Source organism: Pseudonocardia abyssalis (assembly GCF_019263705.2).
Classification (GTDB): Bacteria; Actinomycetota; Actinomycetes; order Mycobacteriales; family Pseudonocardiaceae; genus Pseudonocardia; species Pseudonocardia abyssalis.
In genome coordinates, this window is the sequence record NZ_JADQDK010000001.1 from 2,450,009 (window position 1) to 2,463,452 (window position 13,444).

The 13,444-nt window shown below is 72.7% G+C and carries 16 protein-coding genes and 1 pseudogene; 8 read left to right on the forward strand and 9 right to left on the reverse strand.

All coding sequences use genetic code 11. The features are described from left to right. The first annotated feature begins 166 nt into the window (after positions 1-166). On the forward strand, positions 167-772 hold the full coding sequence (locus tag I4I81_RS11645; protein WP_218601309.1) for a GNAT family N-acetyltransferase: 606 nt from the start codon (positions 167-169) through the stop codon (positions 770-772). After that, entirely contained in the window at positions 769-1,785 is a 1,017-nt protein-coding gene (locus tag I4I81_RS11650; RefSeq protein WP_218601308.1) for a hypothetical protein, read from the forward strand. Before I4I81_RS11645 ends, I4I81_RS11650 begins: the two co-directional genes overlap by 4 nt. A 9-nt stretch (positions 1,786-1,794) precedes the next feature. Here I4I81_RS11650 and I4I81_RS11655 read toward each other — a convergent pair whose 3' ends face one another. Together I4I81_RS11655 and I4I81_RS11660 are read right to left on the reverse strand one after the other, a co-directional pair. Continuing rightward, the gene (locus I4I81_RS11655) at positions 1,795-3,060 is read right to left on the reverse strand and encodes a coiled-coil domain-containing protein (protein ID WP_218616029.1); all 1,266 of its coding nucleotides are present in this window, start codon (positions 3,058-3,060) and stop codon (positions 1,795-1,797) included. Positions 3,061-3,268: 208 nt separating this feature from the next. Next, positions 3,269-4,153 (reverse strand): M23 family metallopeptidase, encoded by an 885-nt coding sequence (locus tag I4I81_RS11660; RefSeq protein WP_226363891.1) that lies wholly within the window; start codon positions 4,151-4,153, stop codon positions 3,269-3,271. Positions 4,154-4,372: 219 nt separating this feature from the next. Here I4I81_RS11660 and I4I81_RS11665 point away from each other — a divergent pair, with 219 nt between their 5' ends. The 4 genes from I4I81_RS11665 (at position 4,373) to I4I81_RS11680 (ending at position 7,624) form a co-directional block, all read left to right on the forward strand. Beyond that, positions 4,373-4,738: a BlaI/MecI/CopY family transcriptional regulator gene (locus I4I81_RS11665; protein ID WP_218601306.1), complete on the forward strand. Its 366-nt coding sequence runs from the start codon at positions 4,373-4,375 to the stop codon at positions 4,736-4,738. Continuing rightward, entirely contained in the window at positions 4,735-5,682 is a 948-nt protein-coding gene (locus I4I81_RS11670) for a M56 family metallopeptidase (protein ID WP_218601305.1), read from the forward strand. The genes I4I81_RS11665 and I4I81_RS11670 overlap by 4 nt, the downstream gene beginning before the upstream one ends. A gap of 210 nt (positions 5,683-5,892) precedes the next feature. Beyond that, positions 5,893-6,258, forward strand: a complete 366-nt coding sequence (locus I4I81_RS11675) for a hypothetical protein (RefSeq protein WP_218601304.1) — start codon at positions 5,893-5,895, stop codon at positions 6,256-6,258. Between the two features lie 412 nt (positions 6,259-6,670). Continuing rightward, the gene (locus I4I81_RS11680; protein ID WP_218616030.1) at positions 6,671-7,624 is read left to right on the forward strand and encodes a prolipoprotein diacylglyceryl transferase; all 954 of its coding nucleotides are present in this window, start codon (positions 6,671-6,673) and stop codon (positions 7,622-7,624) included. Between the two features lie 20 nt (positions 7,625-7,644). Here I4I81_RS11680 and I4I81_RS11685 read toward each other — a convergent pair whose 3' ends face one another. The 5 genes and pseudogenes from I4I81_RS11685 to I4I81_RS31415 all read right to left on the reverse strand — a co-directional run. Beyond that, positions 7,645-7,884, reverse strand: a complete 240-nt coding sequence (locus I4I81_RS11685; RefSeq protein WP_226363892.1) for a multicopper oxidase domain-containing protein — start codon at positions 7,882-7,884, stop codon at positions 7,645-7,647. A 3-nt stretch (positions 7,885-7,887) separates the two neighbouring features. After that, positions 7,888-8,337: a cupredoxin domain-containing protein gene (locus I4I81_RS11690; RefSeq protein WP_267460788.1), complete on the reverse strand. Its 450-nt coding sequence runs from the start codon at positions 8,335-8,337 to the stop codon at positions 7,888-7,890. After that, positions 8,334-8,534: a cupredoxin domain-containing protein gene (locus I4I81_RS11695; RefSeq protein ID WP_225926489.1), complete on the reverse strand. Its 201-nt coding sequence runs from the start codon at positions 8,532-8,534 to the stop codon at positions 8,334-8,336. The genes I4I81_RS11690 and I4I81_RS11695 overlap by 4 nt, the downstream gene beginning before the upstream one ends. Further along, a complete protein-coding gene (locus tag I4I81_RS31410) occupies positions 8,437-8,892 on the reverse strand; it encodes a multicopper oxidase domain-containing protein (protein WP_308187768.1) in 456 nt (151 codons plus the stop codon). Before I4I81_RS31410 ends, I4I81_RS11695 begins: the two co-directional genes overlap by 98 nt. Continuing rightward, positions 8,810-9,190, reverse strand: a pseudogene (locus I4I81_RS31415) (cupredoxin domain-containing protein); the annotation flags it as partial. The gene I4I81_RS31410 and the pseudogene I4I81_RS31415, both read right to left, overlap by 83 nt. A 228-nt stretch (positions 9,191-9,418) precedes the next feature. On the opposite strand from I4I81_RS31415, the gene I4I81_RS11705 reads away from it, so the two are divergent. Then, complete coding sequence (locus tag I4I81_RS11705; RefSeq protein ID WP_218601302.1) at positions 9,419-10,351, forward strand: hypothetical protein; 933 nt, start codon at positions 9,419-9,421, stop codon at positions 10,349-10,351. Here the strand turns inward: I4I81_RS11705 and I4I81_RS11710 are convergent. Continuing rightward, complete coding sequence (locus tag I4I81_RS11710) at positions 10,338-11,840, reverse strand: MDR family MFS transporter (RefSeq protein WP_372453526.1); 1,503 nt, start codon at positions 11,838-11,840, stop codon at positions 10,338-10,340. The two genes, I4I81_RS11705 and I4I81_RS11710, sit on opposite strands and share 14 nt — an antisense overlap. Then, a complete protein-coding gene (locus I4I81_RS11715) occupies positions 11,780-12,832 on the reverse strand; it encodes a PLP-dependent cysteine synthase family protein (protein ID WP_225925431.1) in 1,053 nt (350 codons plus the stop codon). The genes I4I81_RS11710 and I4I81_RS11715 overlap by 61 nt, the downstream gene beginning before the upstream one ends. A 259-nt stretch (positions 12,833-13,091) precedes the next feature. Here I4I81_RS11715 and I4I81_RS11720 point away from each other — a divergent pair, with 259 nt between their 5' ends. Beyond that, positions 13,092-13,322, forward strand: coding sequence for a hypothetical protein (locus I4I81_RS11720; protein WP_218601327.1), 231 nt, complete (start codon positions 13,092-13,094; stop codon positions 13,320-13,322). Positions 13,323-13,444: the final 122 nt, after the last annotated feature.

The window sequence follows — 13,444 nt, forward strand, 5'->3', positions numbered from 1 at the left end:
GATCCGTCTGGAGTCCGCTGTGCCCAGCACCTTGCCCGTCCCCGCGCCCCGTTCCGTGCCGGTACCCCGACCCCTGTCCCGTCCTCGTGGCGCCCGATCATCGGCGGCAGCACCCTGCCCGTCCGCGGTCACCGTCCGGCGGGCGACGTCCGGCGACGTCCGCGCCATGGCCCGGCTACACGTCGACCAGCTACCGGTCGGGCTCTTCCCCTCGCTCGGAGCCTGCTTCGTCGCCCGGTGGCATCAGGCCCACATCGACAGCGAGCACGGCGTCGCCCTCGTCCGCCACGAACCGGCAGACGATGGGGAACAGGTCGCCGGGTTCCTCGTGGGGGCGGTCGACCGGGGGGCGTTCCGGGTCGAGCTGCTCACGCGGCACCGGCGCGCCCTGCTGATGTACGGCGCCGGCGCTCTGCTCGTCCGACCGCGCGTACTGGCACGGTTCCTGCGTACCCGTTCGGCCGCCTACCTGCGACGGCTCCGCCGCCCGCGTATCGCCGGCACCACACTCGGTACCGCCGTCGCCGACCTCACCGCGATCGCGGTCGCCCCGCGACTGCACCGCGGAGGCGCCGGGCGGGCCCTGACCGCGGAGTTCCTGCGGATCTGCGCCGCCGGCGGGGCGACCCACATCGAGGTCGTGGCCGACGGCGCCGCGAGCGGCTTCTACGAGCGGACCGGATGGCGGTGCGGCCGGACCGCCACCGCCCGCGACGGTCGCTCCCTGCGCTGGTTCTCGGTGGACCTCCGCGACGGGGGCCGGGACCGGTGACCCGCCGGATCGGCGTCGTCGCGGTCGGGATCCTGCTCGCCGCAGCCGCGGTGCTCGGTGGCGTCGTCGTCGCCGACGCATCCGGGGCCGACAATCCGCCCCGGACGAGCACCCCACCCGCACCGCAGCCCACCGCCGCCGAAGTGCCCGCGCCTCGAACGGCTGACGCGGACGGCTTCGAGGCAGCCCCGTTCGATGTCACCCCAGAGATCAAGGTGACCGCGGTCCGCTTCGTGCAGTCGGTCGGGACGTGGTCGCCGTCGTCCCCCGCGGCTGCGTCGGAGCGGCTGGCCGCCGCCGGCTACCCGGCGGACCTCGTCGTCGTCGCCGGAGCGCTGCTCGACGAGAGCGCGTCGTCCGCGACCACCCAGGTCGTCTACCCGCAGTACGGGGGGCTGACCGACACGACGGCGAGCGTCATGGTGCTCGCCCGGCAGGAACTGCGGGACAGCACCGGCGCCCGTGAGCGCGAGGTCCTGCTCGACGTGCGACTCGCCCGGCAGGCGGACGGCGCCTGGGAGGTCACCTCGCGGATCGACCCGGCGCGTCCCGCCTACGCCGAGGCCCGACCGGGCGGCCCGACCGAGCGCGGCGGGCAGGTGCTCGAGGCCCCGGGGATAGAGCTGCCCGGGCCGGCGCGCGACGACATCGTCGAACGCCGCGCCGGGGACCCGATCCTCTCGGTGCTCGCCACGCTGGCGCAGACCTGGGACCTGGACGTGCAGGTACTCGTCAGCGGCCACCCCGGCACCGTCTTCCCGACCACCCGCGTCTCGAACCACACCGTCGGCCGAGCCGTCGATGTGCGCGCGATCGACGGGCGACCGGTCGCCGCGATCCCCCGGGACGATCCGGTACTGACCTCGTTCATGGTAGCGGCCGGGGCGGCGGGTGCGACCGAGGTCGGCGGACCCGTCCTTCCTGCCGGGACCGGGCTCTTCGCCGACGCGGTCCATCAGGACCACATCCATGTTGGCATCACGCCCACGAAGCCGCCGGCGTCGGGCTCTTAACGGAGCCGCTCAGCAGCGGACCGACGCCAGCGAACCCCCCGGCGACGCGTTGAAGGACATGTGGACGTGCTCCATGTGGTTCTCGACGGGGGACCCGCGGTCCTTCATCATCTGCCAGCCGGAGCCGGAGTTGATGCGCTGACGGAAGATGACGTACCTGACGGCGAGCGGGCCGCGGTTGCGCAACGCGCACTCGGCCAGCGCATCGCCCGTCTCCCGGTCCACGAAGAAATCCAGCGCCAGGCCGAGCGGGTGGTCCGACACCCGGCCCCGCGGGCCGACCCCGCCAACCGACTCGATGCCGAAGCGGCAGCGCAACAGCTGCCCCGCATCGGACACCCACCGCTTCACCGGCCCCCACCGGGGCACGCCCGTCCGGCAGCCGTACTCCGGACCCAGTGCGGCGGCCGGGCCGGTCGAGCTGCCGGCATCGGTGTCGGTCGAGACCGCAGCCCGTTCGGCCCGGCGCCGCTCTTCCTCCGCGGCCTGCGCGGCCCGCTGCTGGTAGGACTGGTAGGCGCCGCGCTGCTCGCGGAGCCGCTGGTCCGTCGCGGTGAAGGACGCCAGCTGCGCCTCGACTTCCGCCCGCTGCGCGTCGAGCCGTTCGAGCTGGGCCTCCTGGTCGGCGACGGCAGCGCCTGCGTCCTCGACCGCCGCGTCGGCAACCACACGGGCCTGCTCGGCCGTTGCGCTCGTCTCCTCGGCCTCGTCCACGGCCGCCCGAGCTAGCGACTCGGCGTTGACCTGGTCGATGTTGGCACGCTGCACCGCGTCGATGGTCCGGGCCAGCTCCCGCCCGATGAGGTTGCCGAACTCCGCTCTGGCGATCAGGTCCTCCGGTGTCTCCGCACCGGTGAGCAACCCGAGTGGGCCGAGATCGAGTGTCTGCTGGTATGTGACGGCCGCAGCTTGGTCGAGCCGTTGCCGGGCCTGATCCACCGCGCCGCGGGCGGCGATGGTGGCGACGTCGGCGTCGGCAGCGCGGGCCGCCGCGGCCGCGGCCGCCTGCTCGGCGGCCCGCAGCGCCGTCAACCGTTCGAACGCCGCTTCCCGGCGGCTCTGCAGGACGGCCCGGGCCTCGGCGGCCTGCCCGTCGAGCTCAGCCGCCATGCCCGAGAGCCGGCCCAGCTCAGCGGCCCGCTCGACGACGGCGGAGCGGCTGGCGTCGAGCGCGTCGTCCGAAGGGTTGGGCGGCGGCGCGGGTTGCGCTGCCGCGACGGAAGCGGCGACGAGCAGGCCAGCGACGGTAAACACCGAGACCAAGATCGTTCGCATCTCCCACCTCCTGCCGGTACCCGGATCATGCTGGTGGCGTGGCCCGGGGCCGGGTCGCCACGCCACAGGAACCCGTTCTGACCACCCGGGGGTGCGAGAAGGCGCCCCGTACGGGCGGACTTCTCGGCTCACGGAGCGCGCCGGCACGTCACCCGGTGACGGCTGTACGTCGCCACTCGAACGAGTTGTCGATTGACCCGACAGTCGTTCACGTCACAGCGATGTTCCGCTCGTCCAACCACGGGGTCGGGTTGACGTTGCCGCCACCCGGGGTGATCACCTCGAAGTGCAGATGGGGCCCGGTGGAGCGGCCCCGGTTGCCGACCTCGGCGATCACGTCCCCTGCGGACACCCGCTGCCCGACCTGCACCAGCGTGCGGTCGATGTGGCCGTAGAGGGTGACGGTGCCGTCGTCGTGCCGCACACGCACCCACAGGCCGAAGCCGCTCGCGGGGCCGGAGTCGACCACGACACCGTCCAGGGGAACGCGGATGGGACTGCCGACGGGCGCGGCGATGTCGAGGCCCTTGTGCTGGGCGTCCCAGCGCGGGCCGTACCCGGAGGTGATCCGTCCCGTCATCATCTGTACCCCACCGCCGCTGAGGAGGCGGGTGGCCGTCGAGACGCTGCGCCGGGCCTGTTCCGCGGCTTCCTCCGCGGCCCGGGCCTCCTCGGCCGCCCGGGCCGTCTCCACCCGGCGCGCATCCTCGTCCGCCACCCGTTCGAGCTCCACCGCCTTGATCAAACCCGCGGCGTCGGCGACCGGAGGCTCGAGCGGCGCAGGAAACGCGACCGGCACCACCACCGCGTTCGATGTCGGTGGAACGCTCAGGGTCGCCGCACCGAGCCGGAACACGCCGGGGTCGTCGATTGCCGGCGACGCCGCGAGCGCCGTCTCGGCTGCGAGCGCGAGCAGGCCACCGGCGACGGTGGCCGCGATGACGCGACCGGGAACCGACGGATTCCTGTTCTCGATCGGTACGGAGGAGGCGCCGACGAGCCGGGGTCCGGGGGGAGCCGGCTGCCACAAGGGGGCCGGTCGGACCTGCGCGGTCTGCGTGCGGCGGCCACGGGGGGAGCGATGCCGCGCCACGAGATTCCTTTCGTGATCTGGTCGGCACTCGACATCACAGCGGGGAGCGGACGCGTCGAGACCGGATCGTCATCTACTGGATGAGACAGTAGCGAGAACGTCCACTCCGCAGCCTGATCGCCGCACGGGGGAGCCGACCGGCGCCCGCCACGCGCCGAACGGCGACCCGCAGGAGGTCTGCCGTGGCAGCTACGCTGAGCGGACCGGGAGGGGGTCGTGATGCGCGGGTTCGGCGAGCTGGAGGCGGCGGTGATGGAGCACCTGTGGGCGTTCCCGGACGGGGCGACGATCCCGCAGGTGCACGAGAGGATGCAGGCGGACCGGGACATCGCGTACACGACGGTCATGAGCACCGTGCACAACCTGCACCGCAAGGGCAGGTTGACCCGCGTCCGCGAAGGTCGCAAGCACCGCTACCGCACCACCTCCAGCAGGGCCGAACACAGTGCCGAACTGATGCGCGAGGCCTTGGGCAGCGGTGGGGACCCGCGTGCGGTCCTGAGTCACTTCGTCGAGCGCATCGATCCGGCCGACAGTCGCCGACTGGCCGAACTGCTGGCCACCATGGAGGAGCCGCCGCGATGACCGCCGCGGCGTGCCTGATCGTCTACGGGTTCGTGGTGGCGGTTGTGGCGCCGCGTGTCCTCTACCGCCGCGCGCTGTTGGATCGAGCTCCCACGTTCGGGGTCACGATCTGGTTGGCGGCCATCGTTGGCGTCCTCGTGGCCTGGCTGAGCGCCGTGGTACTGGCCGCGGTCGAGGTGCTCCTCTCCCCCGAGGTCCGCCATGTCGTGGGCCGGTGCGCCGCGTCCTTCTGCGCCGCGGCGCTCGGTGCGCACGGCTCGGTCGGGCAGTGGCTGGCGATCGGGACTGCGGTGGCGCTGGTCGCCGGCACCGTCGGTGCCTCGTTCGGGCTGGGCCGCGCGCTGCTCCGGGCGCGCACCCTGACCCACCGCCACGCCGACGACGCCCGCCTCCTCGGACACCACGACAGCACACTCGGCGCGGTCATCCTGGACGTGCCGGAGAGGGTGGTCTACGCGGTCGCCGGGCGCCCGCCGACGATCGTGTTGAGCCGCCCGGCCCTGCAGTCACTCGACCAGGACCAGCTCGGCGTCATCCTCGCGCACGAACGGGCCCACCTCGCGGGCCGCCATCACCTGGTGCTCGGCCTCAGCGGCGCGTTGGCCCGGATCATGCCGCGGGTGCGCCTGTTCACCACGGGCCGGCGCGAGCTCGCCCGGCTGGTGGAGATGTGCGCGGACGACGCGGCGATCCATGACAGCCGCAGCGCCCGCGACCTTCTCAGGGCCCTGGTGACGCTCTCCGCCCCGGTCGGCATGCCCGGTTCCGCGCTGGCGGCCGCGGCCACCGACGTGACGGAGCGCGCCCAGCGACTCGCGTCGCCACCCGATCGCGGGGCACTGCGTCGGGCCCGAACCCTGCTCACCGCCGGCTCCGTCACGCTGCTGGCCGGACCCACGCTGGTCGGCGCCGTCGCGTGCGGCGTCCTGCCGTTCGGCCTGTAGCCCAACACCTCCGCACCCAGAACCTGTGCGGCTCCTCCACCTCGCCGAGTGCCGCGCGGGTCCAGCACGTCACCGGGTTTTGACGCCCCGCCGCTAAATTACTGAGATACTACGTAGTTTGGCATCGAGCGGAGGCCCCGTGCATCGCCTGCCCGGAACGCGACGACGACGTCGATCGACCAGCGGGGCCCGGATCCGGCGGCAGTACCGGTGAGCACCTGGAGCGCGGTACTGGTCTTCGCCGGCATCCCTGCGGCGGTCGTCGGGCTCATCTGCGCCGTGGTCGTCCTGGGCGGCGGCTGGCGCCGTCCGCACGACCCGGACATCGTCGTCGGCATGCTCCGCCCGGAAGCGGGCTGCGCCGTCCGGATCGACGCCGAAGGTCGGCACATGCACGAGCCTCGGCCGGGGACCGACCCGACCTGCTTCACCGCCAGGTGCGTGGAGTGTCACACCACTCACGGCGACGGCACCGACGACGTGCACTTCACGGACGCCCGCGAGGGAACCGACAGCGTCCTCGCGCTCGGCTGGCACCTTGCCGGACCGCGGCTCCGCTGCCCACGGTGCCGGTGAACCACCGGTCCGTCGCCAGACCGGGAACAGGAGATCGAGACGTGGGCCGAGAACAACGCCGCCGTGCCGAGCGCGAGCAACGCAGGCGCGCACGGGCGGTGCCCCCGCCCGCCGCGACGACGCGGCGTCCGGCCGCCGGAACGACTTCGACACCGGAGGTCCTGCTGCGTGAGCCCGGCCATCGGACCGAACCTCTCCGGCCGGCCACGGCACCCCCGGGGCGACGGCCCGGCAGCAACCCCGCTCCGCACGACCCGGACCGTCGACGCCCCCGTCCGCGACACTCACCGTCGGTTCGTCGCTGCAGGCCACGCAGGCCAATTGCGGTCCGGTCGAGGGATTAGACCCGCAGGCACTCGGCATCACCCTCACCTTCGACGCACCGCGGGACGGGGAGCCGTACCCGCTCACCGTGCGGTTCGTGGGCCTGCGGGCGGGAGCGACGAACCCACCCGCACCGGGCGATACCTTCGACGTCGTCGACACCATCGCCGGCGTCGTTCCGGGCAGCGGAACCGTCTCATTGACCCGCCGCATCGAGGGCATCACGCCCGGCGGCTGGACCGTGCAGGCCCGTTCCGTCGTCGACCCGTCCGGCCCCGACCGATCTGTGCCCGCAACGGCCCAGGTCGAGACGAGCACCGGTTACGCCCCACTCATCCGCGTACGGGCACCCGGGGTCCGGATCGGCGCCTGGCCCGCGTTGGTCGGCTCTGGCGCTGCCGTGGCCCTGATCCTGCAGGGCGTTCTCGCGTCCCGGTTCGGACTGCCCACGGGCCAGCTGTCGGTCCTGTCGCTCGTGGCCTGCCTGCTCGGCCTCGGCGGAGCGCGGCTGTACTACCGCCTCGAATACCCCCGGGGCCCGGAGACGCCGGTTCGGGTCACGGGCATGTGTATCCAGGGCTTCGTGCTCGCCGCGATCGGCACCGTCGTCATGGGCGCACTACTGCTCGGGCTCCCGGTCGGCCGACTGATGGACGTGACCGCGCCCGGCCTGATGGCCGGGATGGCGATCGGGCGGGTGGGCTGCTTCCTCGGCGGTTGTTGTGCCGGCCGGGTGACCGCCTCACGGTGGGGGCTCTGGTCGTCCGACCGGCGCCTGGGTGTGCGCCGGATCCCGACCCAGCTGGTGGAGTCGGCGTGCGCCCTGCTGATCGGCTCGGTCGCGGGCACCGTCCTGCTGGTCGTCGACACCGAGCCTGCGGGGGCGGTGTTCGTCGCCACAATCGCGGCGTACACGTTCGGCCGGCAGCTGCTCTTCCCACTCCGGTCGCTCCCCCGGCACACGCGGTACGGGCGGCAGCTGGTGATGCTGTCGACCGGTATCGCGTCCGTGGGCGCCGGTGTGGCCCTGCTGCTGCGCTGAGCGCGAGCGGCGAGCGCCGCCTACGAGTCGACGTACGACTCGACCGTCATCCCGGCCTCGCCGTGGTAGACGTTGTGGCAGTGGGTCAGCCACTGACCGGCGTTGTCAGCGTCGAAGTCGACTTCGAGCGCCTGCCCGGGGAACACGATCGCGGTGTCCTTGCGCGGACCCACACCACCCGCGCCGCGGACCTGGAACGTGTGCCCGTGCAGGTGCATCGGATGGAACATCGACGTGGGGTTCTCGAACCGCAGCCGCACCCGCTACCCCTCCCGGACCGGGACCCCGGCCGCCGGGTCGTAGGTCCGGCCGTTGATCGTCCAGGTGTAGCCGGGCTCCGGTCCGCCGAGCGTCATGGGTTGCACGACGTCGGGCTCCCGGTCGGGCAACACCACGGACTCCGCGGCCGACAGGTCGCTCATCGGGGTGACCGGGCTCCCGCGCAGCGCAGCAGCAGCCGCCATCACGTCAGGTGCGGCTCCCGGGCCCACGCGCAGCAGCACCTGGGTGACCCCGTCCTTGCCCTCGGCCAGGCCGAGCAGCAGCACCACCGCGTCCGGCACCTCGACCACCGCGTCGACGCGCTCGCCCATGCCGAGCAGCACCGCTTCGACGCGGGTAGGGACGACCGGGAACCCGTCGGTGTGCGTGACCGTCATCGGCGTGCCGGGCACGCCGACCCGGAACGCGGTGTCGGCGGATGCGTTGATCATCCGGAGCCGGATCCGCTGACCAGATAGCACGTCCAGGGGCGGGCGGCGTCGGCGGTGCGCCCGTTGGCCAGGAAGTACGGGTAGGTGACGTCCCCTGCATCACCGCCGAGCAGGTCCGACCGCGGCATCGTCATGGCGCCTGCCCCGTCGCCCATGTCCATCCCGCCCATGCCGTTGGCGAGCAGGTCGGTCAGCACCTGGTCGGGATCGCGGCCGGTGCCGTCGAGCGTCGTCGAACACGACGACCAGCTCCTGGTCGTAGTCGGCGGGCTCGTCCGGGTCCTCCACGATCAACGGCGCGTAGAGGCCCCGGTCCAGCTGCGCGCCGACGTGCGGGTGGAACCAGTAGGTGCCGGCGTCGGGCACCGTGAACGCGTAGTCGAACGTCGCACCCGGCGCGACCTCCGGCTGGGGCCAGCCCTGGTACTCCGTCCATGTCGTTGCGCAGCGCGAGCCCGTGCCGGTGCACGGTCGTGGGCTGAGGCAGGGCGTTGTCGAGCCGGGCCCGCAGCAGGTCCCCACGACGGACCCGGATCTCTCGGCCCGGTAGCTCACCGCCGTAGGTCCAGGTGGCGACCCGCGCCCCGCCGAGGTCCACCTCGGCGGGAGCGGCGCGCAGAACCGCGTCGACGATGCGCTGCCCCGGACGGGTGCGGGCCTGCTCCAGCTCCATGATCCGAGGCGAGAACGGCCCGACCGGATTGGGAGGAGCGGCCTGCCCGGCGGTACAGCCGGCGAGCAGCGCTGCGCCGGCGGAGACCGCCAGGAACCGTCGTCGGGTCAGCGGCGGACCCGCCGGCAGCTGTCGGAGCGTCATGCGTTCCTCCTGGCGTCTTCCGGTCGTCGATCGCATATCAGCCGCGTCCGATCGCCCGCACGCAACTACTATGCACTGTAGTAGTAAGGGCCCGGCACAGATCAGGATCTCGACCGTGCGGACCGCAGCTGTCAACACACCAGTCGCGTGGCGTGGCGGCGACGCCCGGGCTCGTTGCCCAAACGCTTGCCGATCACTCACCACCCGATTGCGAAGTTCTACCTAGCGTCGAAGCCGCACCTGAACCCGGAGGTCGACCACAGCGTGAGCACCCCCACCCCCACCCGGCTGACGATCGTGTACCGCTCGACCGACGCCGAGAACGGCAAGCCGCGCCCGCACTTCTACGGCAAGGACCTGGCCCTCGCGTCCATCCTGCGGGCCGCCGAGGCGCTGCCGACCGAGCCACGACTGGTCTTCCTCAACGACGGCGTCCTGCCCGCCGAACGGCTGGCCCTGATGAGGCGCCACGGCCACGTCCGCCGGATCGTGGGTGGCAGCAATCGCGCCACGTTCCGGACCGCCGTCGCTCGGCAGGCGGCGCTGTGCACCGGTGACCGGGAGCTCGTGTGGTTCGCCGAGGACGACTACCTCTACCGGCCCGACGCGCTGAGCTCGCTGATGGCGGCCGCAGCCGCGTTCCCCGAGGTCGACTACTTCGCGCTCTACGGTTCGGACGCCCTGGACACCGCCTCCCCATGGCACCGCCCCGCGGTGCGAGCCGAGCCGGGCGCGGAAGGGGACCCGGACGCACGCGCAGCCGGGTCGGTTCAGTGGTTCCGCGCGCAGTCCACCACCAGCACGTTCGGCGTACGGGCCCGGGCGCTGCGCGCCGACGCGGCGCTGCTGCGCAGGATGCCGTTCGCCGGTGGAGCGTGGGACACCGCGACCTGCCTCGCGCTGCAGGGGTACCTGCCCTTCCCCCGGCCCAACCTCCTCCCGCAGTCGGACGGCGTCACCGCCCGCACCCTGATCCGGGCTGCGGTACGGATCGCCGCCGACGTCGGTGCCGCCGCACGTCTGGGCGGGCGGCGGGTCCTCGTCGGCGCCGATCCGGAACTGGTCCACCACATGGAGGTCCATGACGACAGCACACGCACGTCTCCAAGCGCGGCCACCCTGCGTACGGACTGGCGGCGAACCGCCGAGGAGACCCGGGCATGGGCCGCCGACCGGGCCTTCGTCATCGCCGGATGAGGCGCTCGTCGGTGCGGGTCCCCGCCTCCATCCGTAACGCCGGACGCGCAGGAAGGGGACCGACACGACCGCCGGCGACTCCGGCCCGCGGCTCGACGGGTCGGGTCGGGACACCGGCCGGAACACCGGGCCGGGCTCGCCCGGCGTCCGATCGCCGCAGGCGGTGCCGACCGCCGCGGAGGCGCCGTTGCTCCTCGGCGGGCAACAGGCCGCGGTGACGCAGCGACCGCACCGCTGCCGCGCACCCCGTACCGACGACTATCAGCACCAGCCACGGCGCCACCGGGAGCCCGGAGGAGCGGGCCAGGTCCAGCGCCCAGCCCGTGCCGAGGTTGCCCAGCAGGATCCCGACCCCGCACACCGTGTTGTACAGGCCGTAGTGGGTGGCGACCCTCCGGTTGCCCGACAGCGCGACGATCGTGCTCATCTCGAAGGGGAACAGGATCGCCGTTCCGAGCGCGAGGACCCCGGCGGACAGAACCAGGGCGATGGCACCGAGCACTCCCCCACCGCCCGGCAGCGCGGACGTCGCCAGTGGTGGCAGGAACGCCGCGCCCAGGGTGACCAGCCCGAGAACCATGGACCGGGCGGGACCGAGCCGCTCGCGGCACCACGCCGTGACCCGCAGCTGCCCCACGATGGTGACCAGCCCGGACACCGCGAACAGCGCGGCCACCAGCATGGTGGCGTGGGCCGCGGTCGCGGTCACTGTCGCTGCCTGGAGCGGCAACGCCAGGTAGACCTGGAACGACAGGACGTAGGAGCCCGCCATCGCCGCGGCGAACAGCAGGAACGGGCGATTGCCGACGATGTCCCGCCAGCCGGCCGCGTCCCGACCGGGAGAACCGTCGGCCGCGCCACCGCTGGACGGCAGGGCGCGGATCTGCAGCACCGTGAGCAGCGCGAACACTCCCGCCGACACCAGGCAGGTCAACGAGAACGAGACGCCGGTGAGGGCGAGACCGATGAGCGGCCCGAGCAGGATCCCGGCCTGGTAGAAGACGCTGAACAACGCGAATGCCTCGACCCGGCGCTCACCCGCATCCTGCGCGAGGTAGGCCCGCACCGCCGGGTTGAACAGTGCCCCGGCGAACCCCGTCGCCGCCGAGGCGACGATGAGCGCGGGCAAGGAGTCGACGACGCCGAGCAGTGCGAAACCGACCGTACGCAGGGCACATCCGGCCACGATGAGGGGTTTGTACCCGAACCGGTCGGCCAGGGCGCCACCGACCAGGAACATCCCCTGTTGGGCGAAATTGCGCACCCCCAGCACCAGCCCCACCAGCCAGGTCGCCAGCCCGAGGCCGTCGGACAGGTGCGCGGCGAGGTACGGGATGAGCATGTAGAAGCCGAGGTTGATCGTCAGCTGGTTGAGCAGCAGCAGCTGCACGGACCTCGGGAACGAGCGGTACTGGGCCAGCACACGCATCACCGGCGCCGCGCCGCCGCCGGCCCGGCCGGATCGGTGACGGTCGTGCACCGGGTCCACCGGGTGACCTCGCGGTGGGACGTGTGCTCGATCAGATCCGGGTCCGGCCGGGGATCGACGTCGAGCAGCCCGTTGGTCCGGCAGAACTCGTCGTTGTAGACGGTGTCGAAGTATCGCTGGGGCCCGTCCGGGAACACCGCGACGATCCGCGTGCCTGGCGCACTGGTCCGGGCGACCCACGACGAGACCAATCCGACCGCACCGACGCTCCACCCGCCGCTGGCGTACGTCGTCGCCGCGAGCCTGCGGCACGCCCACACGGCCTCCGCGGGCGCGACCCAGTGCACCTCGTCGAACGTCGGATAGGCGACGTTGCGCGGGAGGATGCTCGATCCGAGCCCACGCATGAGCCGGGGACGCGCAGGCTGGCCGAAGATCGTCGATCCGACCGCGTCGACGCCGACCACCCGCAGGTGCGGCTGGTGGACGCGGAGCACCGCGCTGAGCCCGGCCGAGTGCCCGCCGGTGCCCACCGAGCACACCAGCACGTCGAGACCGCCGGTCTGCTCCAGCAACTCGTGCGCCATCGGGGCGTAGGACGCCACGTTGTCGGGGTTGTGGTACTGGTCCGGGCAGTACGCACCGGGGTCCCCGGCCAGGATGTGCCGGACCGCCCGCCGCCGCGCCTCCTGCCAGCCACCTTCACGGCAGGGCTGGTCGACGGTGTGCAGCTCGGCTCCGTACGCACGCAGCATGCGCTGCATCAGCGGCTCCATACCCGGGTCGCTGACCAGCGTCACGGGGTGGCCGTAGGCGATGCCGGCGAGCGCGAGCCCGAGTCCGAGCGTGCCGCTGGTGGACTCGACGATGCGGGCCCCGTCGGCAAGGTCGCCGCGCTCTCGAGCGCGGCGGACCATGTGCAGGGCCGGGCGGTCCTTGATCCCGCCGGGGTTGAAGCCCTCGAGTTTGGCCCAGAAGCCGCGGTCGTCGGCGGTGAAGGGACGGTCGATGCGGACGAGTGGAGTGTTACCGACGACCAGGGGCAGCCGCAGCGTCGGGGAGGTGCGCGGTTCGTCGTCGGGACGGACCGGGGTGAGAGCGGGAAGAGTCACGGAGTTGCTTCCTCGAGGCGCGCACGCCGGCGCGGACGGACGGGGACCTGGGCAGGTCCCGTCACGTCCGGGCGATGCACAACCGATGGAGGAGCGCTCGACCCGCCGGGGGCGGACGTCGAGGCGTACGTCGACGCGGGTGACCGGCCGCCCGTGTCTGGGAGGCGGTGATGACAGCCAGCACGGGAGCGAGGGCCTCGTGATCGACCGCACCCCGCCGGAGTTCGGGCGCCGCGTCGTCCTCGACCGGTCCGTGACCTTCACAGTGCTCGCTCTGTGTCGGCCCTCCGGCCGCATGGGCGGTCACCTGGAGCGGCGGACAGGATGCCGCCGCCTGCGCGACGATCACGAGCGTGACGAGCAGCATGACGAGGACCCGCCCGACCCTCACTACGTTGCTGCTCACAGTGACATGACGCTAACAATCTGAATCCGCCACGACCGGGCGATCCCTCCGGTGACACCGCGTGACCTCTTCGCTCCACCTTCTAACGAACTACCGCTACTGCCATTGCTATGCAGCAGCGTTGTAGTCACGCGTGATGCACGGAT

What these genes read in the sequence shown, in the direction of transcription:
- I4I81_RS11645 (WP_218601309.1), top strand. Translation starts at nt 167, where the DNA reads ATGGCCCGGCTACACGTCGACCAGCTACCGGTCGGGCTCTTCCCCTCG.
- I4I81_RS11655 (WP_218616029.1), bottom strand. Translation starts at nt 3,060, where the DNA reads ATGCGAACGATCTTGGTCTCGGTGTTTACCGTCGCTGGCCTGCTCGTC.
- I4I81_RS11665 (WP_218601306.1), top strand. Translation starts at nt 4,373, where the DNA reads ATGCGCGGGTTCGGCGAGCTGGAGGCGGCGGTGATGGAGCACCTGTGG.
- I4I81_RS11670 (WP_218601305.1), top strand. Translation starts at nt 4,735, where the DNA reads ATGACCGCCGCGGCGTGCCTGATCGTCTACGGGTTCGTGGTGGCGGTT.
- I4I81_RS11690 (WP_267460788.1), bottom strand. Translation starts at nt 8,337, where the DNA reads ATGATCAACGCATCCGCCGACACCGCGTTCCGGGTCGGCGTGCCCGGC.